Annotated in this window: 19 protein-coding genes, 2 tRNA genes and 1 pseudogene; 12 read left to right on the forward strand and 10 right to left on the reverse strand. The window is 38.8% G+C overall.

Annotated features, from left to right (window positions below; genetic code table 11):
* Positions 1-9: 9 nt before the first annotated feature.
* The 6 genes from clpP to pykF all read left to right on the forward strand — a co-directional run bounded on the left by clpP (position 10) and on the right by pykF (position 9,150).
* Complete coding sequence (gene clpP, locus AACL23_RS02235) at positions 10-657, forward strand: ATP-dependent Clp endopeptidase proteolytic subunit ClpP (RefSeq protein WP_015873354.1); 648 nt, start codon at positions 10-12, stop codon at positions 655-657.
* Between the two features lie 84 nt (positions 658-741).
* On the forward strand, positions 742-2,010 hold the full coding sequence (gene clpX, locus AACL23_RS02240; protein ID WP_095034826.1) for an ATP-dependent protease ATP-binding subunit ClpX: 1,269 nt from the start codon (positions 742-744) through the stop codon (positions 2,008-2,010).
* 293 nt (positions 2,011-2,303) lie between these two features.
* Positions 2,304-4,733, forward strand: a complete 2,430-nt coding sequence (lon, locus tag AACL23_RS02245) for an endopeptidase La (RefSeq protein WP_100096177.1) — start codon at positions 2,304-2,306, stop codon at positions 4,731-4,733.
* Positions 4,734-4,820: 87 nt separating this feature from the next.
* Positions 4,821-6,695, forward strand: a complete 1,875-nt coding sequence (gene ppiD / locus AACL23_RS02250) for a peptidylprolyl isomerase (protein ID WP_339049890.1) — start codon at positions 4,821-4,823, stop codon at positions 6,693-6,695.
* A gap of 147 nt (positions 6,696-6,842) precedes the next feature.
* Entirely contained in the window at positions 6,843-7,229 is a 387-nt protein-coding gene (locus AACL23_RS02255) for a helix-hairpin-helix domain-containing protein (RefSeq protein WP_015873350.1), read from the forward strand.
* A 508-nt stretch (positions 7,230-7,737) separates the two neighbouring features.
* Entirely contained in the window at positions 7,738-9,150 is a 1,413-nt protein-coding gene (pykF, locus tag AACL23_RS02260; protein ID WP_015873348.1) for a pyruvate kinase PykF, read from the forward strand.
* 106 nt (positions 9,151-9,256) lie between these two features.
* Here the strand turns inward: pykF and AACL23_RS02265 are convergent, their stop codons facing one another.
* The 5 genes from AACL23_RS02265 to lolA all read right to left on the reverse strand — a co-directional run bounded on the left by AACL23_RS02265 (position 9,257) and on the right by lolA (position 16,263).
* Entirely contained in the window at positions 9,257-9,994 is a 738-nt protein-coding gene (locus AACL23_RS02265; protein ID WP_015873347.1) for a 1-acylglycerol-3-phosphate O-acyltransferase, read from the reverse strand.
* 60 nt (positions 9,995-10,054) lie between these two features.
* The gene (parC, locus tag AACL23_RS02270; protein ID WP_339049896.1) at positions 10,055-12,292 is read right to left on the reverse strand and encodes a DNA topoisomerase IV subunit A; all 2,238 of its coding nucleotides are present in this window, start codon (positions 12,290-12,292) and stop codon (positions 10,055-10,057) included.
* 183 nt (positions 12,293-12,475) lie between these two features.
* The gene (locus AACL23_RS02275; protein ID WP_095034367.1) at positions 12,476-13,501 is read right to left on the reverse strand and encodes an LD-carboxypeptidase; all 1,026 of its coding nucleotides are present in this window, start codon (positions 13,499-13,501) and stop codon (positions 12,476-12,478) included.
* Between the two features lie 83 nt (positions 13,502-13,584).
* Positions 13,585-15,483, reverse strand: a complete 1,899-nt coding sequence (gene parE / locus AACL23_RS02280) for a DNA topoisomerase IV subunit B (protein ID WP_100096174.1) — start codon at positions 15,481-15,483, stop codon at positions 13,585-13,587.
* 168 nt (positions 15,484-15,651) lie between these two features.
* Positions 15,652-16,263: an outer membrane lipoprotein chaperone LolA gene (lolA, locus tag AACL23_RS02285; RefSeq protein ID WP_015873343.1), complete on the reverse strand. Its 612-nt coding sequence runs from the start codon at positions 16,261-16,263 to the stop codon at positions 15,652-15,654.
* 583 nt (positions 16,264-16,846) lie between these two features.
* On the opposite strand from lolA, the pseudogene AACL23_RS02290 reads away from it, so the two are divergent.
* A pseudogene (locus tag AACL23_RS02290) lies at positions 16,847-17,770 on the forward strand (Rpn family recombination-promoting nuclease/putative transposase).
* A 43-nt stretch (positions 17,771-17,813) separates the two neighbouring features.
* Here the strand turns inward: AACL23_RS02290 and AACL23_RS02295 are convergent.
* Positions 17,814-18,434, reverse strand: a complete 621-nt coding sequence (locus AACL23_RS02295; protein ID WP_015873146.1) for a helix-turn-helix domain-containing protein — start codon at positions 18,432-18,434, stop codon at positions 17,814-17,816.
* Positions 18,435-18,635: 201 nt separating this feature from the next.
* On the opposite strand from AACL23_RS02295, the gene AACL23_RS02300 reads away from it, so the two are divergent.
* From AACL23_RS02300 to AACL23_RS10190, 4 genes are all read left to right on the forward strand, one after another.
* Positions 18,636-18,800: a Cox family DNA-binding protein gene (locus AACL23_RS02300; RefSeq protein ID WP_086934975.1), complete on the forward strand. Its 165-nt coding sequence runs from the start codon at positions 18,636-18,638 to the stop codon at positions 18,798-18,800.
* A 326-nt stretch (positions 18,801-19,126) separates the two neighbouring features.
* Positions 19,127-19,333: a hypothetical protein gene (locus AACL23_RS02305; protein ID WP_339049906.1), complete on the forward strand. Its 207-nt coding sequence runs from the start codon at positions 19,127-19,129 to the stop codon at positions 19,331-19,333.
* Between the two features lie 41 nt (positions 19,334-19,374).
* On the forward strand, positions 19,375-19,662 hold the full coding sequence (locus tag AACL23_RS02310; RefSeq protein WP_339049907.1) for a hypothetical protein: 288 nt from the start codon (positions 19,375-19,377) through the stop codon (positions 19,660-19,662).
* A 140-nt stretch (positions 19,663-19,802) separates the two neighbouring features.
* Positions 19,803-20,066, forward strand: coding sequence for a YqaJ viral recombinase family protein (locus AACL23_RS10190; RefSeq protein WP_193432642.1), 264 nt, complete (start codon positions 19,803-19,805; stop codon positions 20,064-20,066).
* A gap of 626 nt (positions 20,067-20,692) precedes the next feature.
* Here AACL23_RS10190 and AACL23_RS02315 read toward each other — a convergent pair.
* Positions 20,693-21,013, reverse strand: coding sequence for a DUF1640 domain-containing protein (locus AACL23_RS02315; RefSeq protein ID WP_100096170.1), 321 nt, complete (start codon positions 21,011-21,013; stop codon positions 20,693-20,695).
* Between the two features lie 191 nt (positions 21,014-21,204).
* Between AACL23_RS02315 and AACL23_RS02320 the strand changes: the two genes are divergently transcribed.
* Entirely contained in the window at positions 21,205-21,837 is a 633-nt protein-coding gene (locus AACL23_RS02320; RefSeq protein WP_100096169.1) for a site-specific integrase, read from the forward strand.
* 31 nt (positions 21,838-21,868) lie between these two features.
* Here AACL23_RS02320 and AACL23_RS02325 read toward each other — a convergent pair.
* The 3 genes from AACL23_RS02325 to AACL23_RS02335 form a co-directional block, all read right to left on the reverse strand.
* Positions 21,869-21,944, reverse strand: a tRNA-Lys gene (locus AACL23_RS02325).
* A 15-nt stretch (positions 21,945-21,959) separates the two neighbouring features.
* Positions 21,960-22,035: transfer RNA gene (locus tag AACL23_RS02330), tRNA-Val, on the reverse strand.
* Between the two features lie 399 nt (positions 22,036-22,434).
* The gene (locus AACL23_RS02335; RefSeq protein WP_339049913.1) at positions 22,435-23,244 is read right to left on the reverse strand and encodes a hypothetical protein; all 810 of its coding nucleotides are present in this window, start codon (positions 23,242-23,244) and stop codon (positions 22,435-22,437) included.
* Positions 23,245-23,891: the final 647 nt, after the last annotated feature.

A 23,891-nucleotide genomic window follows, 5' to 3' on the forward strand; every position in this document is an offset into this window, starting at 1 on the left:
GGAGAGGATATGTCATCTTTTGACGAACAAAATACACGCTTACCCAGCATGACTTTGGTGCCTATGGTGGTAGAACAAACTTCACGTGGAGAACGTGCTTACGATATCTATTCCCGTATGCTAAAAGAGCGTGTTATTTTTTTAACAGGGCAAGTAGAAGAGCATATGGCGAATCTGATTGTGGCGCAGATGTTATTCTTAGAAGCAGAAAATCCTGAAAAAGATATTTATTTATACATTAATTCTCCAGGGGGCGTGATTACAGCAGGGATGTCTATTTATGACACCATGCAATTTATAACACCTGATGTCAGCACGATCTGTATAGGGCAGGCATGCTCAATGGGGGCCTTTTTATTAGCCGCGGGCGCAAAAAGTAAACGTTATTGCTTACCTAATGCCAGAGTAATGATTCATCAGCCACTAGGCGGATTTCAAGGCCAAGCGAGTGATATTGAAATTCATGCAAAAGAAATATTAAAAGTAAAAAAACGTATGAATGACTTAATGGCAATACATACCAAAAAAACATTAAAGATAATAGAAAAGGATACAGAACGTGATCACTTTTTATCTGCTGAAGAAGCGAAAAAATATGGACTAGTGGACTGTGTATTAACTGAACGCAAGGATGTTAAAAATTTTAGCAAAAAATAATAGTCTCCATGAATACAAACATAGAGAACAATCATTCTATCGCTGAAATTTTTGAGTGAAGAATTCTACAAAAGAGGTTTACTGATAATGAGTAAGCGCAAAAGTTCTGGAAAGCTGATTTATTGCTCTTTTTGCGGGAAAAACCAGCATGAAGTGCATAAATTGATTGCAGGCCCGGCAGTTTATGTTTGTGACGAATGTATTGATTTATGTAACAACATTATTCGTCAAGAAATGAAAGAAATTTCTACTAAAGAATCAGAGGCTTTACCCACACCTCATCAAATACGTGCCCATTTAGATGACTACGTTATTGGTCAAGAAGCTGCAAAAAAAGTGTTATCGGTGGCTGTCTACAATCATTATAAAAGATTAAGTCACTCTATCCCTGATGGTGTTGAACTAGGTAAAAGTAACATTTTACTGATTGGTCCAACGGGAAGCGGTAAAACCTTATTAGCAGAAACCTTAGCGCGTTTCCTTAACGTTCCCTTCACGATTGCAGATGCCACAGTTTTAACAGAGGCAGGTTATGTAGGAGAAGATGTCGAAAATATCATTCAAAAATTGCTACAAAAATGTAACTACGATGTTCAAAAAGCACAGCTGGGTATCATATATATTGATGAAATCGATAAAATTTCACGTAAATCAGATAATCCTTCGATTACTCGAGACGTATCAGGTGAAGGAGTACAACAGGCATTACTGAAACTCATTGAAGGAACAATCGCATCTGTACCTCCTCAAGGTGGCCGTAAGCATCCCCAGCAAGAATTCTTACAGGTTGACACTTCAAAAATTTTATTTATATGCGGAGGCGCCTTTGCCGATCTTAACAAGGTGATTGAACAGAGGCTCAATACAGGTACCGGAATTGGTTTTAACGCTACAGTCAAAGGGGCCCGTGAAAAAACAAATGAAGATAAAATATTGTCTCAGGTTGAGACCGAAGACTTAGTCAAATTTGGCTTAATCCCTGAGTTTATAGGGCGCTTACCTGTTATTGCTGTATTAGATCAACTAAATGAAGAGGCTTTAATCCAAATTTTGAAAGCGCCTAAAAATGCACTGACAAAACAATATCAGGCTTTGTTTCACCTTGAAGGGGTTGAGCTTGAATTTCATGATAATGCTTTAAAGGCAATTGCCAAAAAAGCCCTGGTTCGTAAAACAGGGGCTCGTGGTTTAAGATCTATTGTTGAAAACACTTTGTTGGACACCATGTATGATTTACCATCCACAGAAAATGTTTCTAAAGTAGTGGTCAATGAATCTGTGATTATTGGCCAGTCCGTTCCCTTAATGATTTTCGAGCAAAATGAGACACAAATTTCAAAAAAAAATAATTAGGGAAAATATATCAAAATTATTTTTTTGAAGTTTCATAAAAAAATGAAAAATGGATTATCACTCCTAAAAATAAAATAAAAGTCCTGCTTTAAATCATAGACTTTTTTTAAAACCGTAGTGATGGCTGTGAATTCAAAGCGCAGGAGCGTCCGACCGGCTTGTTCTCATAGAAGTCAATGAAGGAAATGCTCAGAGGACTTTAGTTTATAAAAAACGAGCACCTCAGAAATCACAATCTGATAGGTTTTTAAAAAGGTCTAATTATACAAAGACAAAACTATAGAGAGACCTTCATGAACCTTAAGCGTTCCGAACGCGTACAAATTCCCGTCTTACCACTGCGTGATGTTGTGGTTTTTCCTCACATGGTGATCCCATTATTTATTGGTCGAGAAAAATCCATTCGATGCCTAAAAGCAGGAATGGATTATGGTAAAAAATTGTTGCTTGTCGCTCAAAAAGAAGCGGCGGCTGATGAACCTTGCATGGATGATTTATTTTCTGTAGGCACTGTGGCTTCCATTTTGCAAATACTGAAGTTGCCTGATGGCACAGTAAAAATTTTAGTAGAAGGACTAAAGCGCGCACGTATAACAGCTTTACGTGAGGATTCAGGCTACTTCTCAGCTGAATTTGAATATATTAATCCAAAAGTCATAGAAAAGCTTGAGCAGGAAGTATCCGTACGAGCTCTGATGAGTCAATTTGAGGTTTACGTTAAATTAAATAAAAAAATTCCATCCGAAGTATTGACTTCTTTAAACCTCATTAATGATGCGGAACGTCTCTCAGACATGATTGCCGCTCATATTTCATTAAAATTAAATGAGAAACAAAATATTTTAGAAATGCCCGACCTCACTGAGCGTTTTACACAGCTGATGAATATCATGGCATCAGAAATAGATTTATTACAGATAGAAAAACGCATTCGTGGGCGTGTTAAAAAACAGATGGAAAAAAGCCAGCGCGAATATTATCTGAATGAACAGATGAAAGCCATTCAGAAAGAAATAGGCGAAATGGACAATATTCCTGACGAATACGAGATGCTAAAACGTAAAATTGAAGCGGCAAAAATTCCCAAGGAAGCACGTGAAAAAACAGAATCTGAACTGAAAAAATTAAAAATGATGCCTCCTATGTCTGCGGAAGCCACCGTTGTGCGGGGTTACATTGACTGGATGCTACAGGTTCCCTGGCACAACCGCAGCAAAGTTAAAAAAGATTTAATAAAGGCACAGGCAGTGCTAGATACCGAACATTATGGTTTAAAAAGAGTTAAAGACCGCATTCTTGAGTATCTTGCGGTACAAAGTAGAATCAGCAAAATTAAAGGCCCCATTCTATGTTTAGTGGGTCCTCCTGGAGTAGGCAAAACGTCATTGGGCCGATCTATTGCTCATGCAACGGGCCGTGAATATGTCCGAATGGCACTGGGAGGAGTACGCGATGAAGCCGAAATACGGGGACATAGGCGCACTTATATTGGTTCCATGCCCGGTAAACTGATTCAAAAAATGGCGAAAGTCAAAGTAAAAAATCCCCTCTTTTTATTAGATGAAATTGATAAAATGGAGACAGATATGCGTGGAGATCCTGCCTCTGCGCTATTGGAAGTACTAGATTCAGAGCAAAACGTTGCTTTTAATGATCATTATCTAGAAGTAGATTATGACCTTTCTGATGTTATGTTTGTCGCCACATCTAATTCATTAAATATCCCTTCTCCACTACTAGATCGTATGGAAGTCATTCGCCTTTCAGGTTATACAGAAGACGAAAAACTCAATATTGCGAAACAACATTTATTATCAAAACAATTTGAGCGTAATGCGATTAAAAAAAATGAGCTCAACATTGAAGATGGCGCAATTCTCGGCATCATTCGTTATTACACGAGGGAAGCGGGTGTACGAAATTTAGAGCGTGAAATATCCAAAATTTGTCGAAAAGCCGTAAAAATTTTATTGATGCAAAAAAAAATAAAGCACATTGATATTAATGAAAATAATTTAAAAGATTTTCTTGGTGTTCAACGGTTTGATTATGGTCGTGCTGATTCAGAAAACAGAATTGGTCAAGTGACAGGATTGGCTTGGACAGAGGTAGGTGGCGACTTACTGACAATAGAGGCCGCTTCTCTTCCAGGAAAAGGTAAACTGCTTTATACCGGCTCCCTCGGTAAAGTGATGCAAGAATCTATTCAAGCTGCTTTAACTGTCGTACGCTCTCTTGCCGGAAAACTCGGTATTTCGAGTGATTTTCATGAAAATCGCGATATTCACGTACATGTACCAGAAGGAGCTACTCCAAAAGATGGTCCCAGCGCGGGTATTGCAACCTGTACTGCTTTAGTCTCTTGTTTAACTGGTAACCCTGTAAAAGCGAATGTTGCCATGACAGGTGAAATTACTTTACGTGGTTTAATATTACCTATTGGTGGTTTAAAAGAAAAATTACTGGCGGCTCACAGAGGCAATATTAAAATCGTTTTAATCCCCGATGAAAATAAACGTGATTTAGAAGAAATACCTGAAAACATCATTTCTGATCTTGAAATTCATCCCGTAAAATCTATTGATGATGTTTTAACATTAGCTTTGCAAAAGGCACCTTTTTCTACTTCTTCTACTTCGAGTGAAGTGACAGTTAAGAGAACTAAAGTTTTAAAAACTAAATCTGCATCTAAAGCACGAAATTTAAAATCACAACAAGAGTAAATACGTAAGTCAAATTCGATCCACGCTGGGAAGTCATATTTTTGACTGTTCCGGCTATTTTTTTATTTTACAGTGGGTGGCATCCATATGATGGAATATTTTCGAACGTCTACTAAAAACCTTACCTTAAAAATTATATTGTTTTTTATCGTGTTGTCTTTCATTGCAGGTGGTTTGGGTAGCTACTTCATAGGGAGAGCGACCGATTATGTTGCTAAAGTGAATGGTGAAAAAATAAGTCGGGCACAATTAGAACAGGCTCTACAAAACGAACGTCATCGCTTACAACAACAGTTAGGAGAACATTTTTTAGCCTTGGCTGACAATAAAGATTATATGCAACAGCTACGTAAAAAAGTGATTGATCAATTAATCAATCAGATTTTGATTGTTCAATACACTCATCATCTTGGCTTAAAGATAGATGACGAGCATGTCAAAGACACGATTAGAAAAATGTCGTATTTTCAAACAGATAATCAATTTGATAATAAAAAATATCTCAATTTAATTAGTAATATGGGCTATACCCCTGATGAATTCGCTGAATTACAGCGCCAACAGCTTATTAACGACCAGTTACTACAGATATTTGGAAACAGCGAGTTTGTTTTGCCCAATGAAATTAAAAGAATCTCAGCCTTACTTTTACAAAAACGTCACGTGAGACTGGCTACCTTAAATCTCAATACATTTCAAAATCGCCAAAAAGTGACAGATGAAGAGATAAAAGATTATTACGATAAAAACAAAAATACTTTTACTAATCCGGAGCAAGTCAAAGTCAGCTTTATTATTATGGATGCTGAAAGTATGGAAAATAAAATAACCGTCAATAAATCAGAAATAAAAGACTTTTATGAGCAACATTCAGCAGAATTCATTCAACCCGAGCTTAAAAATTACAGTGTCATTCAACTTAAAACAAAAAAAGAGGCTGACACCACTTTAGATAAATTAAAAAAGGGAGCGCTTTTTTCTGACCTGGCTAAAAATAAATCAATAGACAGTATTTCACGCAAAAAAGGGGGGAAATTAGGCTGGCTCGAACCAGATACTACTGTTGACGAAATCAAACAGGCTCATTTAACAGAAAAAGGGCAACTTTCTGGTGTCATCGAATCCTCTACTGGTTATTTTATCTTTCGTTTAAACGATATAAAACCCTCTTATGTTAAACCTTTATCTATTGTTCGTAATCAATTGATTGAGAAGATTAAACAAGAAAAAGCCATACAAGCATATTATGTTTTGCAAAAAAAAGTCAGTGAAGCGATGATCAACAATCATAAATCATTAGCTTCTGCAGAGACGGTCTCTGGGTTAAAAGCGCAGCATACCGCTTTTTTTGGCCGTAATGATGTTCCATCTGAACTTAATATTAAACCAGTCATAAAAGCAATTTTTGATGGTGATTGGGTTGCTAAAAAAACTCAGACTGGTAGTGATGCTGACATGATTAATCTTGATGGTGATCGAGCCGTAGTCATTCGTGTTGATGAACATAAACCTAAACGTATTGAGCCTTTAAAAAAAGTCCGAGACAAAGTGCAAAAACAGATCCGGGCTCAAAAAGCACAAAAACAAATTCTAGTTGAAGGTGAAAAATTTTTAGCGGCTTTAAAAGAAGGTAAAGGAACGTCAGAGATGAAATCAGCAGGCTTAAGTTTTGGTGAAGAAAAAGCACTTTCTTATAATTCAGATCATAATGCACTTGTTGAATCTATTTTTGCATTAAACTTGCCAACAAAAAACAAACCCGTATATGGTTTTAGCTTCGATCAGAATAATAATGGCGTATTAATTGAGTTTTTATCTGTGACGGAAGGGAAATTAACTTCAAGTGAAAAACAAGCTTTTATAAGCAACATACAATCTGGCTATAACATAGCTAACATAGAGGCCTTACTAAAAAATTTACGTAAAGAGGCAGATATTGAAATACGGTCTTTAGATCAATAATTGCGATTAATATCGCATTATATTGCAAATATTTGTAACCAAGAAAAATAGTTTTCTCAATGTCTCTCATATTTTGAATTAACTGATTGTTGTAAAAAAAAGCATCAGGCAAAGTTGGGTTCCTTTTAACCACATGGAATATACAATATGAAAAAGACAAAAAAACTACTGCCTGTATTTTTATTACTTGGAACAATCAGTTCAGCGTGGACGGTTTTTGCAGCCCCCTCGGAACAAAATAATAATAAATATAATTCATCGACTATAAACCCATCTTTTAGAGGCGGCGTTGAGGGAAAAAAAATAAAAGAAAATACTAAGGATTCCAATGAATTGGATGAACGCATCAGCATTAATACTGCCAGTGCTGAAGAATTAGCGAAATTTCTTAATGGTATTGGAAAGAAAAAAGCGGAAGCGATAGTGCAATATCGTGAAAAGTATGGTGAATTCAGTGAAATTGAGGAATTAGAAGAAGTGTCTGGTATAGGGCCTGCTTTTATGCGAAAAAATAGTTCAAAACTAAAGTTGTAACCAGGCTTTAAAATTTTGCGCGTGAAATAAGAAGACGGTGGGACTCTTTGCGAAAGAAAACGGGTAAGGCCCCGCCGTCGTTGTCTCTTGGCAAAAGAAGACCTATCCCGTGCGGCTATGATACCAGTGAATTGGAGTGTTTTTGATGACTGGAAAGGACAATATTCCGGGGGTTATCTTTTTATCTTTGGTTAAACCGCTCATTAGCCCTCCACCTAGAATCAAAATGGAAAAGTACCCAGAGGGTCTTACCTAATCTGACTTATTATTACGATCAAGTGGTGGTGTAGAATGAATCAGATTTAAAAAATTTTTGGAATAATTGAACACAGTCCATTTTTTCGATTTTCTTCTCACTGTGCTTTCAATTTTTGTCTTCCTTTTCATAGTATGCTTCGTATAATGTGATTACTGTTTTCCTGAGCAAAGCGCTTTATTTAAAAAATATCATCCGGGTATTTTACGATGATTTAACTAATAGGCCTTCTTCATTACATAAGAAAATTTTATGAAAAAAACTAAAATTGTTTGCACTATCGGTCCTAGCAGCGAATCAGAAGAGATGTTAGTGCAGTTACTTAATGCAGGTATGAATGTCATGCGCCTGAATTTTTCGCATGGTGACCACAATGAGCACCTACAACGTATCAAAAATTTGCGAGCCGTTATTAAAAAGACAAATCAAAAAGCGGCGATTTTACTGGATACTAAAGGCCCTGAAATTCGCACAAAGGAACTGAAGGGAGGAAAAGAGGTTTCTTTATCTATAGGTCAAACCTTCACGTTCACGACCGATCAAAATATCATCGGTGATGCTCATACTGTGGCGGTCACTTACCCTGGATTTGCAAATGATTTAAAAGCCGGCGATACCGTGTTAGTCGATGATGGTTTGCTCGCCATGGAGGTAATAGAGACCCAAAAAAATGCCGTGATCTGTAAGGTACAAAATAATGGGGATTTAGGCGAAAACAAAGGAGTGAATTTACCCGGAATTTCTATTAAATTGAATGCCCTAACTGAAAAAGATAAAGAAGATTTGATATTTGGTTGTCAACATTCTGTTGATTTCGTCGCCGCTTCTTTTGTTCGAAAAGCGTCTGATGTATTAGAAATACGCGAATTCTTAAATAAAAATAAGGGAGAAGGTATTCAAATCATTTCTAAAATTGAAAATGAAGAAGGTCTCAATAACTTCGATGAAATTTTGGCTGTTTCTGATGGCATTATGGTCGCTCGTGGCGATTTGGGTGTTGAGATACCTGTCGAAGAAGTAATTTTTGCACAAAAGATGATGATTGAAAAATGCAATCGGGCTCGAAAAGTGGTCATTACGGCGACTCAAATGCTTGATTCCATGATTAAAAATCCTCGTCCCACTCGTGCTGAAGCAGGCGATGTCGCGAATGCGATCGTAGACGGAACGGATGCGGTAATGCTATCGGGTGAAAGTGCCAAAGGGAAATATCCGATAGAATCCGTAAAAATTATGGCCAGTATTTGTAAACGAACCGATCTGGTTATGCAAAGCCGGATTGATTTTTTGAATGAAAATCAAGAAATCAGGATCACAGAGGCGATTTGTCGGAGTGCTGTGGAAACCGCTGAAAAATTAAATGCTCACTTGATTATTGTGGCGACCAGTGGTGGAAAATCCGCAAAATCAGTGCGGAAATATTTTCCACATGCGATGATAATGGCATTAACAACAAATGAAGTGACAGAAAGGCAGCTGATTTTAACAAAAGGGGTATTTCCTTTTCTGGTTAAAAAAATTGATTCTACGGATGATTTTTATCATATCGGTAAAAAAAAGGCGCTAGAACAAAAATTGGCCTGTAAAGGAGATGTCGTGATTATGGTGTCAGGAGCACTCGTACCCAGTGGTACAACCAACACGGTTTCTGTTCAAGTATTATAAAATTTTTTCTAATACAAAATAGACGCGAATTTAAAGATAATAAAAATAATGCGATTCGTGTGAAATTTAATCATTGAATTTAAATTTTATATGGCCGTTATTGAGTTCATCTCTTCAATAATTCTGTCATACGTTCTGCCACTTGTTTATCTAATGCCTCGATTTTCTCTTTCATTTGATTGAAGCAATAATCTGAAAGCGCGCGAACGTTTTCTTTTTTATATAAGCGAGTGTCAATGGGGGGCAATGACTCAACAATCACCCACCCATTGAACCAACGATTCAAATCGATATGATGAGTACTGGAGACACAAACAGGAACAATAGGCACCCCTGCCTCAATCGCAGCATGAAAAGCCCCTGGCTTAAACGGGAGTAAACCTCGCCCTCTACTACGCGTCCCTTCTGGAAACATCAAAATCGAAATAGAGTTTTTTTTGATATATTCGACAATTTGATGAATGATGCTTCGCGCTTTTTTGCGATTATCACGATCAATCAGCAAATTACCTGTCAGCCAATACAGTGGCCCGAATAAAGGGATCCAGATCAAGCTTTTTTTGCCTACGGTGATGGTGCCAGGCGACACTACCTTTGCTGTCGTCACCATGTCGTAATTATTTTGATGATTGGCGATATAAATACAGTGACCATATTTTGAATATTCAGGGGGAAGGCGTTGTTCGACCTTAATGCCAAACAAAGTGGACATTCGGGCGATTAAATGAGCGAATCGCGCCACATGACGAGGATTTCTGGGGCTCAACAAACAATAAAGGGATCCTAAAATACAGACGAGAAGACCATATAAAATGGCTAATATGGCTCGCACGATAAATAACATAATGACCTTTTAAATTTAGTTGAGGGGAGTATTTTTATACAAAAACTCAAGATATAAGGCTTAAATCATATCTATTTTATCGATTCGCTGAAAGCCACGTGGCAGCAATGTGCCTCTTTTGCCTCTTTGAGAGCAAAATTTTTGTAAATGTTGGTGTGTCAAGTGTAACTTGCGTTTCCCTGAATATAGAGTCACTGACTGGTTTGGCGGTAACATAAACAAATGAATCACTCGATCGAGACCTGCTTGCCAATCTGCCGAAAGAATAGATATGATTTTATTGCCTTTTCCTTTCGATAAAGTCGGTAAATCTGCCATAGAAAATATTAGCATCCGTCCTAACGCCGTAATACTCAGCAGGTAGTGATTCGCATGAGTGATAAGTAATGGAGGCAATATCTGGGCACCTTCTGGCAAGGTCATGAGTATCTTACCCCCCCGATTTTTTGCAACCATGTCTGCAAAGGTACAGATAAAACCATACCCCGCATCTGAAGCCATCAAATAACTCTGTTCCGGTTCCGCCATCATGAGTGCTTTAACTACAGCGCCCTGGGGCGGAGTTAATTTTCCCATCACCGGCTCACCCTGATGACGAGCATGGGGTAGTTTCATGGGATCCAACGCATAGGTTCGACCCGTGGAATCGAGCAATACAAAGGATTGATGGCTTTTCCCTCTCGCCATAGCATAAAAAGCATCGCTCTTTTTATAATTTAATCCAACGGGATCAATCTCATGTCCTTTAGCACAACGTGCCCAACCCATTTTGGATAAGATCACAGTCACAGGTTCAGAAGGCAGGACCTCATTTTCATTGCTCTCTTTACTGGCAGTGCGTTGAACCAAAGGAGAACGCCGGTTTTGACCATAAAGACACGCATCATCCTGAATATCTTTTTTGATCAAATTATTGAGTTTTTTTTCTGAAGCCAATAGACTTTGAAGTGTACCGCTTTCTTTTTCTAACGCGTCTTCTTCCGCTCGAATGTTGATTTCCTCTAATTTCGCTAAGTGGCGCAATTTAAGCTCTAAAATAGCGTCGGCCTGTATTAGCGAGAGCCCAAAACGACTTATTAAAAAAGATTTTTGTTCATCTTCTGTACGAATAATATGAATCACTTCGTCGATATTTAAAAAAGCAACCAATAAACCTTTTAAGACATGCAGACGCTTTAAAATTTTATCGAGATTAAAGAGAAGCCGCCGACGCAAAGTGGCTCGTCGAAAAGTCAACCATTCAGTGAGAATCGAAACCAAGCCTTTGACCGACGGTCGTTGATCCAGGCCAATCATATTCATATTAATACGAACACTTTTTTCTAGATCTGTGGTAGCAAAGAGGTGATTCATCACGGCCTCTAAATGAACACCGTGATGGCGCGGCATAATAATTAACCGAGTGGGATGTTCATGATCCGATTCATCTCGTAAATCTTCCAGCATAGGCAATTTTTTTGCCCGCATTTGTTGTGCAATTTGTTCCAGTATTTTTGCGCCTGAGACTTGATGGGGTAAGGCGGTGATGACAGCATTTCCCTCTTCTTTTTTCCAAACAGCCCGCATTCGTATAGACCCTCGACCCGTGCGATATATCTGCTCTATTTCTTCTCTGGGCGAGATGATTTCAGCCTCAGTGGGAAAATCAGGGCCTTGTACCCAGCGCATCAGTTCTTTGAGTGAGATCTGAGGCTGATCAATCAGTTGGATCAATGCATACGCTATTTCTTTAATATTATGAGGTGGAATATCCGTTGCCATGCCGACCGCTATCCCTGTGGTGCCATTAAGCAAAATATTGGGCAGACGTGCAGGAAGCATCTTAGGTTCTTGCAAAGTTCCGTCAAAATTCGCCTGCCAATCGACCGTGCCTTCCCCTAATTCTCTGAGCAGAACTTCTGCATATTTTGATAAACGAGATTCGGTATAACGCATTGCAGCAAAGGATTTAGGATCATCGGGGGCGCCCCAATTCCCTTGACCATCGACCAAGGGATAACGGTAAGAGAAGGGTTGTGCCATTAGCACCATCGCTTCATAACAGGCGCTGTCGCCATGTGGATGGTACTTACCCAGCACATCACCCACAGCACGAGCTGATTTTTTAAATTTGGAGGCGTTATTTAGACCAAGTTCGGACATCGCATAGATAATACGGCGCTGCACGGGTTTTAAACCATCTCCAATAAATGGCAGTGCCCGATCCATAATGACGTACATCGAATAATTTAAATAGGCCTTTTCAGTAAAGGTATGGAGTGCCAAATAATCTTCTGTTGGCTGGGTGAATTGATTCATGACATGATGATCCTTGCAGTTTCAAAAAATTTGAAATCACGGGGGATTTGAGTTAAGGAAACACTAAAAAATCTACAACAATCAATTTTATATAGTTAAATTATTTAAAGTAATTGAAATGAAAAATTCAACCCTAGACTACTTTTTATGAGTTTTTCAGTGTTTTCTTAAGCAAAACGGTATCTATTTTGATGTATTCCCCCACACCATTTTTTCCTGTTTTAAAGAACAATACTCATTTTTGATCTCGCAATTTATCTTGACATCATTTAAAAAAATAAATGGGTGGTTTGTTTTTCCATGGCCAAAGAATGGATAATAGTAAACAGGGTAGGGTGCTTGAGCTGCAAAATTTTTAATCACTGTTTTAAATATTAATCTCTCTTCATCGTTGGCAGAAATAGAATAAAATTGCCCAAAAATGATGCCTTTAGGTTTAAATTCATTTCTGTAAAGCAACTGATGTAAAGACCGATCAAGTTGACGATAGTCCCCATTCGTATCTTCCATGATGATGATATCGTGAGAATTTGATTTTTCATATTTTGTTGAGAAGAGTGATTTTATCAAAGTCAGATTGCCTCCAAACAGCTTCCCTGAAATATTTTTCATCGCCAAATCATTAAGGGGGATAATGCCGTTGTACTCAACGCCGTTTTTGGTTGCAGAAAAAATCGTCTTTACATCAGTATTCATACCCATCATATTCATTTTTGATTTTTCCTGATCATGAGTAACGTACAAATTTTTGTTGGAGGACGCGAAAACTCCATGAATTGAAGGCCACATGATATATTTATTGATAAAATGATGGATGGCGGTAACATCACTAAAACCCACAATAATTTTTGGCGATGATTTTTTTATCTTATCTTTAGCATCTTCAAGATACGGTAGTAAATTTATTGCCCCTGCCCCACCGCGTATGAACCATAAATATTTAACATTATCATCGACCAAAGCACTAATCAGCGTCTTGGCTCTGCTTTTATCCGTATTAACATAGCCAAAATCAGAGGTCTGTTGGTTGAGATATCGCGTATCCACGACATATCCCTCTTCCTCGAACATTTTAATGATGCCAGGAATCATTTCTTCGTTATATTCAGTTGAACTTGATATCAGATGGATCACCGATTTTTCTTGTGCAGCGAGCTGAAATGAAAAAATAAAGCTTAACAAAAAAATAAAAATACAAAATCTTTTCATATAACACCTCTAAAATAGTTTAAGTAAACCATTCAAAACAAACGATTAAATATGAGGTTTTCAAAAAAATAGGGGGAGATTTATCACAAATTGACTTCAGCGATGTCGCCTTTCTCTTGGAGCCAATGTCGGCGATCTTCCGAACGTTTTTTTGCTAACAGCATATCTATGATGGCCACAGTGTGATCCATCTCATTGTCTTGTACTCTTAACTGCACCAAGCGGCGCGTATTCGGATCTAAGGTTGTTTCGCGTAATTGCACCGGGTTCATTTCACCCAAGCCTTTAAAACGCTGAACATTCGGCGTTCCGCGTTTTTGCTTCAAATCACCTAAAATACGTTTTTTTTCCTCTTCATCCAAGGCATAAAACACCTCTTTGCCGAGATCAATACGATATAGAGGCGGCATAGCGACATAAATATGTCCGGCTTGTACTAAAGATCGAAAATGCCGAAAAAATAGCGCACACAATAAGGTTGCAATGTGTAAGCCATCGGAATCTGCATCCGCCAAAATACAAATTTTACCGTAACGAAGTGCACTCAAATCTTCGCTTTCTGGATCCATTCCTATGGCGACAGAAATATCATGAACCTCTTTCGAGGCTAAAACTTCATCGGAAGAGACTTCCCAAGTGTTGAGAATTTTGCCCTTGAGCGGCATCACTGCTTGATATTGTCGATCACGGGCTTGCTTAGCCGATCCCCCTGCGGAATCTCCTTCAACCAAAAAGAGCTCGGTTTGCTGTACATCCTGTGAACTACAATCGGCCAGTTTTCCTGGTAAAGCAGGGCCACTGGTTAATTTTTTACGAACGACCTTTTTGGCAGCCCGCAACCGTTGCTGAGCATTGTTGATGACCATCTCGGCTAACTGCTCTGCTTCTGATAGATTTTGGTTCAACCATAAACTAAAGGCATCTTTCACCACCGTTGACACAAAAGTGGCACATTGCCTCGAAGAAAAGCGTTCTTTTGTTTGACCCGAAAACTGAGGATCCTGCATTTTAACGGATAAAAGATAAGCACACCCTGCCCAAACATCCTCACCAGAGAGCTTCACCCCCCTCGGCAAATGTTGGCGGAATTCACAGAATTCACGTAAGGCATCCAGCAGACCCTGACGCAACCCATTCACATGGGTGCCGCCTTGCGTCGTGGGGATCAAATTCACGTAGCTTTCTGTGAGTAATTCCCCGCCGCCTTCAGGGAGCCAGCATAACGCCCAGTCAACCGCTTTGGTTTCCTCTGAAAAACTGCCTAAAAAAGGGAATTTAGGGAGAGTCACGCTGGCTCCCAGTGTTTCTATTAAGTAATGCTTTAGTCCGTCCTCATAGCACCAACGTTGCTCCGTATTATTCAGTTCATTTTTAAAAATGATCTGCAGAGAGGGGCACAAAACCGCTTTAGCCTTTAATAAATGAGATAACCGAGATATTGAAAAATGCGGGGTATCAAAAAAGGAGGCATCCGGCCAAAAGTGTACACAGGTACCGGTATCCCGTTGAGCACAGGTGCCTATGATTTCCAAATCCTCGGTTTTGTTCCCTTTCTCAAAGGCGATGCGATAAATTTGTCCCCCGCGTTTTACGGTCACTTCAAGTCGAAGAGACAAAGCGTTTACAACAGACAGCCCGACACCATGTAAGCCGCCTGAGAAGTGATAATTTTTATTTGAAAATTTTCCCCCTGCATGCAGGCGAGACAAGATTAACTCAATGGCAGGAACCTGCTCTTCGGGATGGAGATCGACCGGCATACCACGGCCATTGTCACTGACTTTAAGAGAATGATCAGGATAAACGGTGACATCAATGCGTCGCGCCTTCCCTTCTAGAGCTTCATCAACACTATTATCGATCACTTCTTGTGCCAGATGATTCGGGCGAGTGGTCTCGGTATACATACCCGGGCGACGTCGGACAGGCTCTAAGCCCGTCAGCACTTCGATGGAACTGGCGTTATAATGATTCATAGTCATGGTTTATGGGTACTTACTTAAAGTGATTGTTATTTATAATAAAAATCACATTTTTTGCTCGATACATTTAAATAGCATGCTCTTAACATATCGATATGTTGAACATACCAAAAAATTTTGCAGGCCTGATCCCTATGATTTTATTTTCAAGCATCTACCTACTCGCCTTTATTGACGCTGATCGTCTAGAGTCACCTTAAGAGGCACTGTAAAGGTAAATTTTGAGGAGGCGATCGGTTTTTTGCTTTGGTTTTGAAATACATATTCGCTGATTTGATTTTCTTCCAGAACACGGAAACTATTAATTATCCCCTCGGGTGTAATGTTTATCGAAAACTGTTTGAAATCGCCTGTTTGAATTTTTGGAATGAGTTGAAAAGTATCCCCTTTCTGCTCAACCTGATATTTTTCCCAATTTTTAGGATCATGATAAGCGATTAACATAAAGGGGGTATTGCCCACTGCATTTTTTAACCAGTTTGCTGTCACCTGTTCCAGCATTGGATTGTAAAACCAGAGGGTTTCACCATCAGAAATCAGGCGGCTTTCATCGGGCATCATGTGCAAATCAAAAAGATTGGGGTGTTTTAGCCATAATTCTCCTCGTGCTTCCTGTATTACAGTGCCATCCAGGCGTGATACTTTTTGTAAAAAGTGCGCATAAAAATTTTTGGATTCATTAAGACGCTGCTGTAAATCTTTCTGGGGATCAGCTAAAAGAAAAGGGGCAGTTATAGTGATGAATAAAGATAAAACGAATAGCCATTTTTTTTTGATCATTGCGTATTCCTGTTAAAAAATTTTTATTTCATGATAAAAAGCTCAGGAGTGCAGTGCAAATACACCAACGATGTTGATGATGAAAGAATAGAAATTCTATTAAAGCACGTTATTGAATAACAATGCGCTATATCAAAAAATGGTGGGTCGTGCTGGATTCGAACCAGCGACCAATTGATTAAAAGATAGTTGGTATTTTTTTAACCTATTGAAATTACTGGCCTAATCTGCATTCACAAATAAAGAAAATAGCAACACTCTAATGACACTATTCTGTCACTCCAGTGACGTCAATAATCTGGCACTATGAGAAATCAGAAAGAATACAAGTTACTATTGCAATAATTTAAAAATTACGATTGTTTATCGTAAACTTATTTAGTGATTATATACATTAAGCTTGTTGCTTAATAGCAGAATAAGAACTTTTTGGTAATTAAAGTGAATTTAAAGCTAGTCTAAGATGGCGAACTATGTCCGCTTTTTATTTTCTATAACACGTGACAAAAATGCCATGCTCTATTAAGCAACTAATTTATTTAGTTCAATGGTTAAATTTTGATGGTCACGATATACTGCCCCAATGACTAAATCCTCACTATCCCAACATGACTCGCTATTCAAAAAGTTCCTTGGCGATATTGCTGTAGCAAGGGATTTTTTAGAAGTGCATCTTCCACCTCATCTTCGAGAGCGATGCGATTTCAGCACTCTGACGATGGAATCAGGTAGCTTTATCGAAGACGACTTGCGCACCCAGTGTTCAGATATGCTGTACTCCGTTCAGACGAATGCGGGGAAAGGCTACATCTACACGTTGGTCGAACATCAGAGCAGACCAGAAAAGCTAATGGCCTTTCGTTTGATGCGTTATGCGGTGGCCGCCATGCAGCGCCATTTAGAGCAAGGTAACGACACATTGCCGGTAGTCATCCCCCTCCTGTTTTACCATGGCACAACGTCGCCCTATCCTTATAGCACTAAATAGTTAGACTGTTTCTGTGAGCCAGAATTGGCAGCTACGGTATATCAGCAAGCATTCCCGCTGGTTGATATTACCACGATACCAGATAGCGAAATCCTAACACACCGCCGAGTAGCACTCCTGCAACTGGTACAAAAGCACATCCGAACGCGAGATATGTTGGAACTTGCCGTAGAATTAGCTACTCTAATAGAAAGATGGCAGTATTCTAAAGAACAATGCAAGAGTTTATTATATTATATAGCTCAGGCAGGAAATACGATTGACGGCGAGGGATTTATCCGAACCCTTGCGGAAAAATCACAGACTTACCGGGAGGATTTTATGACGATTGCAGAACAGTTAGAAGCTAAGGGTGAAGCCAGAGGTGAGGCTAGAGGCTATCAGCTAGGCCGACAGGATGGCGTTAAAGAAGCTACTCGCCAACTGGCAAGACAGTTTCTATCTGATGGTGTAGCACGAGAAAATATTAAACGCTATACCTATCTTTCAGATAGTGAACTAGATAAACTATTAGCTTAATATAACTCCCATCTCCAGATAATTACCCGAAGATGGGGATATGTTAACCAGCTGTTTTTTTTGTAAATACATTTATCTCTTCTTGAGGTAAAGCTGTATTTCCCTCAATTTTGAATAAAATCTCTCTGAACTGCTCCTCGCCCATAGATTCTAGTCGCAGGGCTGCCCGCTTTTTCTTTTCTGGTAAATTCAAAAGTGATTGATTACCTGGGTCTAGTAACTCCAGCAAAAGCATAGATCCTCTTCGAGAAAGCACCTTGGCAAGTTGGTTTAGTTCATCATTATCAAGGTTTTCTATGCAACTTATTATTAGTTGCATATTAGGTTTTTGTGATGATATCTGGTCAACGACCTCTTCTGTTTGTCTTGATAGCTTGCCGTCTTTTTTTACTTTATCTGCTTTAATTTCTGGAAGATCTAGCGCAATTTGGCCGTATTCTACGGCTGTAGAGTTAGTCATTAGCCATAGCGTATATTTACTAAATTTTGGATGATTTGTTACTTTATCTAAAATAACCAAACCTACACCTCTTATACCTGACTCATAGTTTTTGATTGTCCCTAATCCAATGCCAAGTACATGAGCAAATTCAATTTGTGTCATACCCTCATTCAGTCTTACTGCTTTAAGTTTTTTACCGTGATCTATTGAAAAGGTATTCATTAGAAGTCTATTCTCTACTATAAGTCACTTATAAGTGACTTCTGGGTTCAGGGTTAACTATCGAATCAAGTAAGCCCTCTATAAAGATGATTAAAAATCCACGTGAAACTAGATAATTTTCAACAAATGCCACCATCAAGAAGAATACCAGATTTTATTCTTTAAGTGACTTAGAAGCACTTTGAAGTAGATGGGGATCGGATGATTAAGAATGACTACGAAGTTAAATATCCGCTTGAAGCAGCTGCGACGCGTGTTGGTGAACGCTGGGTAGTCATCTCAGAATTCAACCGCATAGTACGAGAAGCCTACTTTAACCGTCCTGCAGAAGAGCGAGACGCTTGGCTTAAATGGCTTGGATTGTAAACCAGGCAAGAACTTTGAACACAAGTTCATAAACAAATTGAACTGGCGTACACCGATAAGGTGTGCAGGTAATTATTTTAACATAGTCGAACGGCGCGACTTTAAACCCTGCGTCGGGTGCTCGGCGGGCTAAGGATGGGCGGCAATGATGCACAATAAAATATTTATAACCAATGCACTTCGTACAGAGGTGCATTCATTACAAATGTTTTATACACCAATTCAAAGGTTCAATGATGGAAACATGAACAAAAACCCCGATATTTAATGCTGTAGATGAATTAACGGTAAAAGAAAAAGAAATCTGTATCGAAGATGCAAAAGATTTGTATGAATCTTTGTGTGACGGTGATGTTGCCAGGTGGCTTACTCAAAAAACCGCAGGCTGTCGATATCGAGCATGGAAATTGGCATTAGAAAAATACCCCCATCTTGCATTATTGCCATTCGACTTGGTGAATATGGCGGCCCAATACGAATATGTCATGCGAAATGATGACATCAGCTACAACGTAGCTGAACAAATCATTTAACTCAGGATTAATAATCCGCTATCGCCGAAGAAGGAAGCAGTATGGACATTCAAACTGAAAATGAAATTCTTCGCGCGATGAAACACTTAACAATCGAGGAAGTAGAGGCATGTATACCAGAGGGGGAATACTTATACGAGCGCTTGACTAATCCCTATATTGCTCAACTATTTTCTGGTTCAAAGTCAGGTGAAAAATATGATGCTTTACTGCTGGCACTGGAAACGAATGATAGCTTTAATGACGCACTCTATGACGTTATGCAGACAGCAGCGCAAATTCTGTATCTGATGCGATGCCAGGATGCTGACAACGAGGGGCCAGAGTGATGATTTGGCATGACGTCGCGCAAAATACCGAGGTGTGGAACGAATTGAGAAGCGGAAAAGTGACGGCATCTCAATTTGGCTGTGTTATGGCAAATAGGTGAAAAGCGTTTGGTGAACCGGCAAAGCGATATGCACTACAAATTGCCCTTGAGATTATCAAAGGTAAAAAATCCGAATTCAGTTTCACTAATGAGCACCTGCTACGCGGACACGAGCAAGAGCCGATGGCTAGAATGCTCTATGAGATTGAGAGGAATGTTGATGTCACCCATTGCGAATTTTTCGACCTCGGTGATTATGGCGATAGTCCAGACGGCCTTGTAGAACGCGATGGTGTGATAGAAATCAAGTCAGTGACTTGGCCCCCCCGTGCATTTTGCTACTTTGCAACGTGGCTCTTTTGACCCGTCCTACAAATGGCAACTTATCGGACATCTTGACTGTACGGGTAGGAATTGGGTTGATTTCGTGAGCTATTGTGCTGATTTCCCTGAAAACAAACAGTTAATCATTCATCGCCTGCAGAGAAAAGATTGTGACGAAGAAATAAGCCAGCTTTGCATAAGGAGAAAGGATTTTCTCAACTTAATTGGTGAAACAATAGCCATCATTCAACGAGGATAACCCGTGAGTATCGCAACATTAATTTTAGGGGATTCGGGAGGAAAAGAAAATCAACCAGCCTGCGCAATTTTGATCCACAAAAAACTCTGTTAATCCAATGTATAGACAAGCCATTACCGTTTCAATCAACGCATTGGAAAGTAAGAAATAAATCAAACGAAGATGGCAGCGTTATTAAAATGGACTGGGTTAGAACTCGTACTGGGCATCACAGTTGCCAGGTATTCCGCCTGAGGTTCTACCAGAAGCCTTGGCTTCAGTAATAAAAACATGTGCATATTTGGTTCCAAAGAACGTAAAGCCAGATGCATATTAATGCAGAAAACACGCGCTATCAAAACTCATTTGAGGGATACATTGACGAAAGAATAACCTGTTTAATTAGGTTAACGCGGATTTAATCCGACTAGTGAACAAGTTTGAGAATAGCGGTAAGCGCACCTACTGCGAGTATTAACATACCACCTAATCTGACTGTTAATTGTAACCCCAGTTTGTCAAACCGATTTTCCATGTCCTTACGAACTTCTGCAATCTCAGCAGATAAATCCTTACGCATGTCTTCTAAATCGCGTTTTACCTCAGCGATATCGGTCTTCGTCGCTACATCCGCCACTTCGTGTGACTTGCGAACAGCGATAGAAATCGCTCTGGCCTGCTCTTTCGGCAACCCTGCGTTTTCAAGGGTTTCGACGAATTCTTGAGTATCAAATGCAACCTGGCCCATTGTTGTATCTCCTTTTTAAGTCGAGTTTAAACGCTTCAGGGTCAACAAGCAAAATTGTACCCCGTCAACACCTTTCAACAAAATTCATTTAATTTCTTTGCAATTCAACCTGCATCATACCTGGCTCACTATATGCTCACTTAGCTTTTATTCGTGCTTTACTGAAAATAGCTACAAATGAATGGAGATGGTTGAAAAATGCACCATATATAAAAGCGTTACCCCCTAGACAATCTAGAATTCAGTGGCTTACAAAAGAGCAAGCTCATGCCTTAATTGATAATGCAGCTGATTATCTCAAGCCAGTAATAACATTTGCTCTGGCTACTGGTTTGCGAAGATCCAACATTCTGGAATTAGAATGCTCACAGGTTGCTTTGGTTCGTAAGGTAGCTTGGATTAACCCTGACCAGTCAAAAAATTTTCGAGCAATTGGCGTTTCGCTCAATGATACAGCTTGTCAAATTATTCATGCTCAGATAGGTAGACATAGGCAGTATGTTTTTGTCAGAGAGCGAAAATTAAACGGCGTGATTGATATGATACCAATGAGAACTGATGCTAACAAAGCATTTAAGTCTGCCATGATGAAAGCAGGGATCGAAGGATTTCGATTTCATGATCTGAGGCATAGTTGGGCAAGTTGGTTAATCCAGTCTGGTGTCCCTCTATCAGCATTGCAAGAAATGGGAGGATGGGAAAGCATACAAATGGTGAAAAGGTATGCTCATTTATCCCCTGCACACTTGCAAAAACACGCTAAAAACATTGATGGGATACTCGGGTTTGATGTCACTAATATGACACTTAAGAAAGTTACATAAGATGTAATCAACTGTAACTCATTGTTTTAATTGGTGGGTCGTGCTGGATTCGAACCAGCGACCAATTGATTAAAAGTCAACTGCTCTACCGACTGAGCTAACGACCCAAATAATTTAAGAAGTGGTGGGCGATACCAGATTCGAACTGATGACCCCCTCCTTGTAAGGGAGATGCTCTACCAGCTGAGCTAATCGCCCACTTTTTTGAGATAAAAATCGCAATTGAACATATTACAAACGGATACTACAGGCTTGCAAAACCACATCGAGAAAGCTGAATCTAACTGGCTCTACCCGAAACACAGGAGTATATTTTCAGTAAATGAGATTGATACAATACTAGTATACAAAGCACTGAGAAACCAAAACTCGCCTTTAGAGTCACTTTTTTAATATGTTTACTAAACCGATTCTGTGCCGCATTATATGTATACTTCTAAATGAGTCAACGCTTTTTCAAAAACCCGCCCTCAAACTCAACTCAATATTTCAAAGGTTAAGCTCGGTATTCAGCAGAGAAAGCACGATAAAGTGGTTCAACTTGCTGAAAGTTGGTCATTCATAAATGTGCTGATTTAGGTTGTTGGCTTGCCAATGTTAGAGGTGTTTTTCAAAAAAAGGTCGAGCATCTGTCGCTTCCGATAAATTACGCTTTTCAATAATTTTATTTGCATAATAAGCCGAATAACGTCCACAATCATTACCATTAAATACGGATTGGTGACCATGATATTCGGTATTGATGGCAAAATCTTTTGTTAAACTGAGATTTTTATCTGCCAATAACTGTTTTTTTAAATGTTTTGCGCCACGATAAACCGTATCAAGTAAGCCACCTTTAGAATCATGGATTTTGGCCGATTGACACTTACCTTCCTGCATATCGACTTCAAGTAAGACAAAATGTCCTCTTTTTTCACTAAACCCAAATTTATTGCTTTGCGCAACAGGAATTAAGATTTTGACTTCATCATTGGGATAGGTATTTTTGATTTCACTGAGCATTTGTGCAGCATTACGACCCCCTGATAAGACATGTTGCTGAGTGTCAGGGTTACTCAAATCATGGCATGGCGCAGAGACAATATAGATAACACCCTCTATTTGTTTGCTCCGGTAGCCAACTTGGTTAGTTCCACCATATTCAAAGTGACCTTTATGTACCCATCCATTTTCTGGGCTGAAAATATCATTCAAAGCAGAATTTAATTTTGAGCAACTCAATTTCTCACCGAAAGTTCCGGTTAAATAGTTAAGTAAATTACGTACCCATGAACAAAAACCAGACTCTTGAGGGGAAGGCGGTTGCCTACACCCAGTTGAGATGCTGGATTCAGTCGCTGACAAATCGCTCCAATCATTCATTGAAGGCATCTGTGTCGAACAGTGTGAAGTATTTATTGTCATAATTGTATGAATCTCTTAATTATAAAAAAACAATAATTTGATTGTTGTGCTATTTCAAAATATCAATGATTTTCTATTATTATCTGAAAAAAGTTTAAGTTCTGACATGATTTTCTCAGAAAAAGTGATTTATTGTTATCAGTATAAAACCTTATTATTTATATAGATTATATTTATGACACCGTTAAAAAAGACATTTTTCCGAAATCCGTAAAAGGAGGTTCGAGAACAACCCATTGTCGCGCCATATTTTAAAGCGCATGCCAATCGTACGTTAATGAACATAAAAATCAGGCACCATCACACCAGCCGGTTCTAAAAGCAGCTGATTTACAGAACAATCAACACATTAAATGCATGGTCTACAGTCATCGCACCCCATCGATTTTGAAAGAGATCTATTGAGTGTAAAAGTGTTTGCTCCTCAATTTTTTTGAAATACTTATTTCATACATTTTTATATTGCTAAAAATAAATTCATTGAGTGTACAAACTCATCTTTTATTTCAAATAAAATAAATTAAATTAATTGTTTTTTATATAACAAAAATCATTTTAAAAAATGAATTGGTTTTTTCAAATTCTACTTGAAATAAAAAATATTTATAATATAGTTTTCGATTATTAAAATATAAACAATGAAGACG

Source organism: Candidatus Williamhamiltonella endosymbiont of Tuberolachnus salignus (assembly GCF_964019775.1).
In the GTDB taxonomy this organism is placed as follows: Bacteria; Pseudomonadota; Gammaproteobacteria; order Enterobacterales; family Enterobacteriaceae; genus Hamiltonella; species Hamiltonella defendens.

What these genes read in the sequence shown, in the direction of transcription:
- clpP (WP_015873354.1), top strand. Translation starts at nt 10, where the DNA reads ATGTCATCTTTTGACGAACAAAATACACGCTTACCCAGCATGACTTTG.
- lon (WP_100096177.1), top strand. Translation starts at nt 2,304, where the DNA reads ATGAACCTTAAGCGTTCCGAACGCGTACAAATTCCCGTCTTACCACTG.
- ppiD (WP_339049890.1), top strand. Translation starts at nt 4,821, where the DNA reads ATGATGGAATATTTTCGAACGTCTACTAAAAACCTTACCTTAAAAATT.
- AACL23_RS02255 (WP_015873350.1), top strand. Translation starts at nt 6,843, where the DNA reads ATGAAAAAGACAAAAAAACTACTGCCTGTATTTTTATTACTTGGAACA.
- pykF (WP_015873348.1), top strand. Translation starts at nt 7,738, where the DNA reads ATGAAAAAAACTAAAATTGTTTGCACTATCGGTCCTAGCAGCGAATCA.
- AACL23_RS02265 (WP_015873347.1), bottom strand. Translation starts at nt 9,994, where the DNA reads ATGTTATTTATCGTGCGAGCCATATTAGCCATTTTATATGGTCTTCTC.
- parC (WP_339049896.1), bottom strand. Translation starts at nt 12,292, where the DNA reads ATGAATCAATTCACCCAGCCAACAGAAGATTATTTGGCACTCCATACC.
- AACL23_RS02275 (WP_095034367.1), bottom strand. Translation starts at nt 13,501, where the DNA reads ATGAAAAGATTTTGTATTTTTATTTTTTTGTTAAGCTTTATTTTTTCA.
- parE (WP_100096174.1), bottom strand. Translation starts at nt 15,483, where the DNA reads ATGACTATGAATCATTATAACGCCAGTTCCATCGAAGTGCTGACGGGC.
- lolA (WP_015873343.1), bottom strand. Translation starts at nt 16,263, where the DNA reads ATGATCAAAAAAAAATGGCTATTCGTTTTATCTTTATTCATCACTATA.
- AACL23_RS02295 (WP_015873146.1), bottom strand. Translation starts at nt 18,434, where the DNA reads ATGAATACCTTTTCAATAGATCACGGTAAAAAACTTAAAGCAGTAAGA.
- AACL23_RS02300 (WP_086934975.1), top strand. Translation starts at nt 18,636, where the DNA reads ATGATTAAGAATGACTACGAAGTTAAATATCCGCTTGAAGCAGCTGCG.
- AACL23_RS02310 (WP_339049907.1), top strand. Translation starts at nt 19,375, where the DNA reads ATGGACATTCAAACTGAAAATGAAATTCTTCGCGCGATGAAACACTTA.
- AACL23_RS02315 (WP_100096170.1), bottom strand. Translation starts at nt 21,013, where the DNA reads ATGGGCCAGGTTGCATTTGATACTCAAGAATTCGTCGAAACCCTTGAA.
- AACL23_RS02335 (WP_339049913.1), bottom strand. Translation starts at nt 23,244, where the DNA reads ATGACAATAAATACTTCACACTGTTCGACACAGATGCCTTCAATGAAT.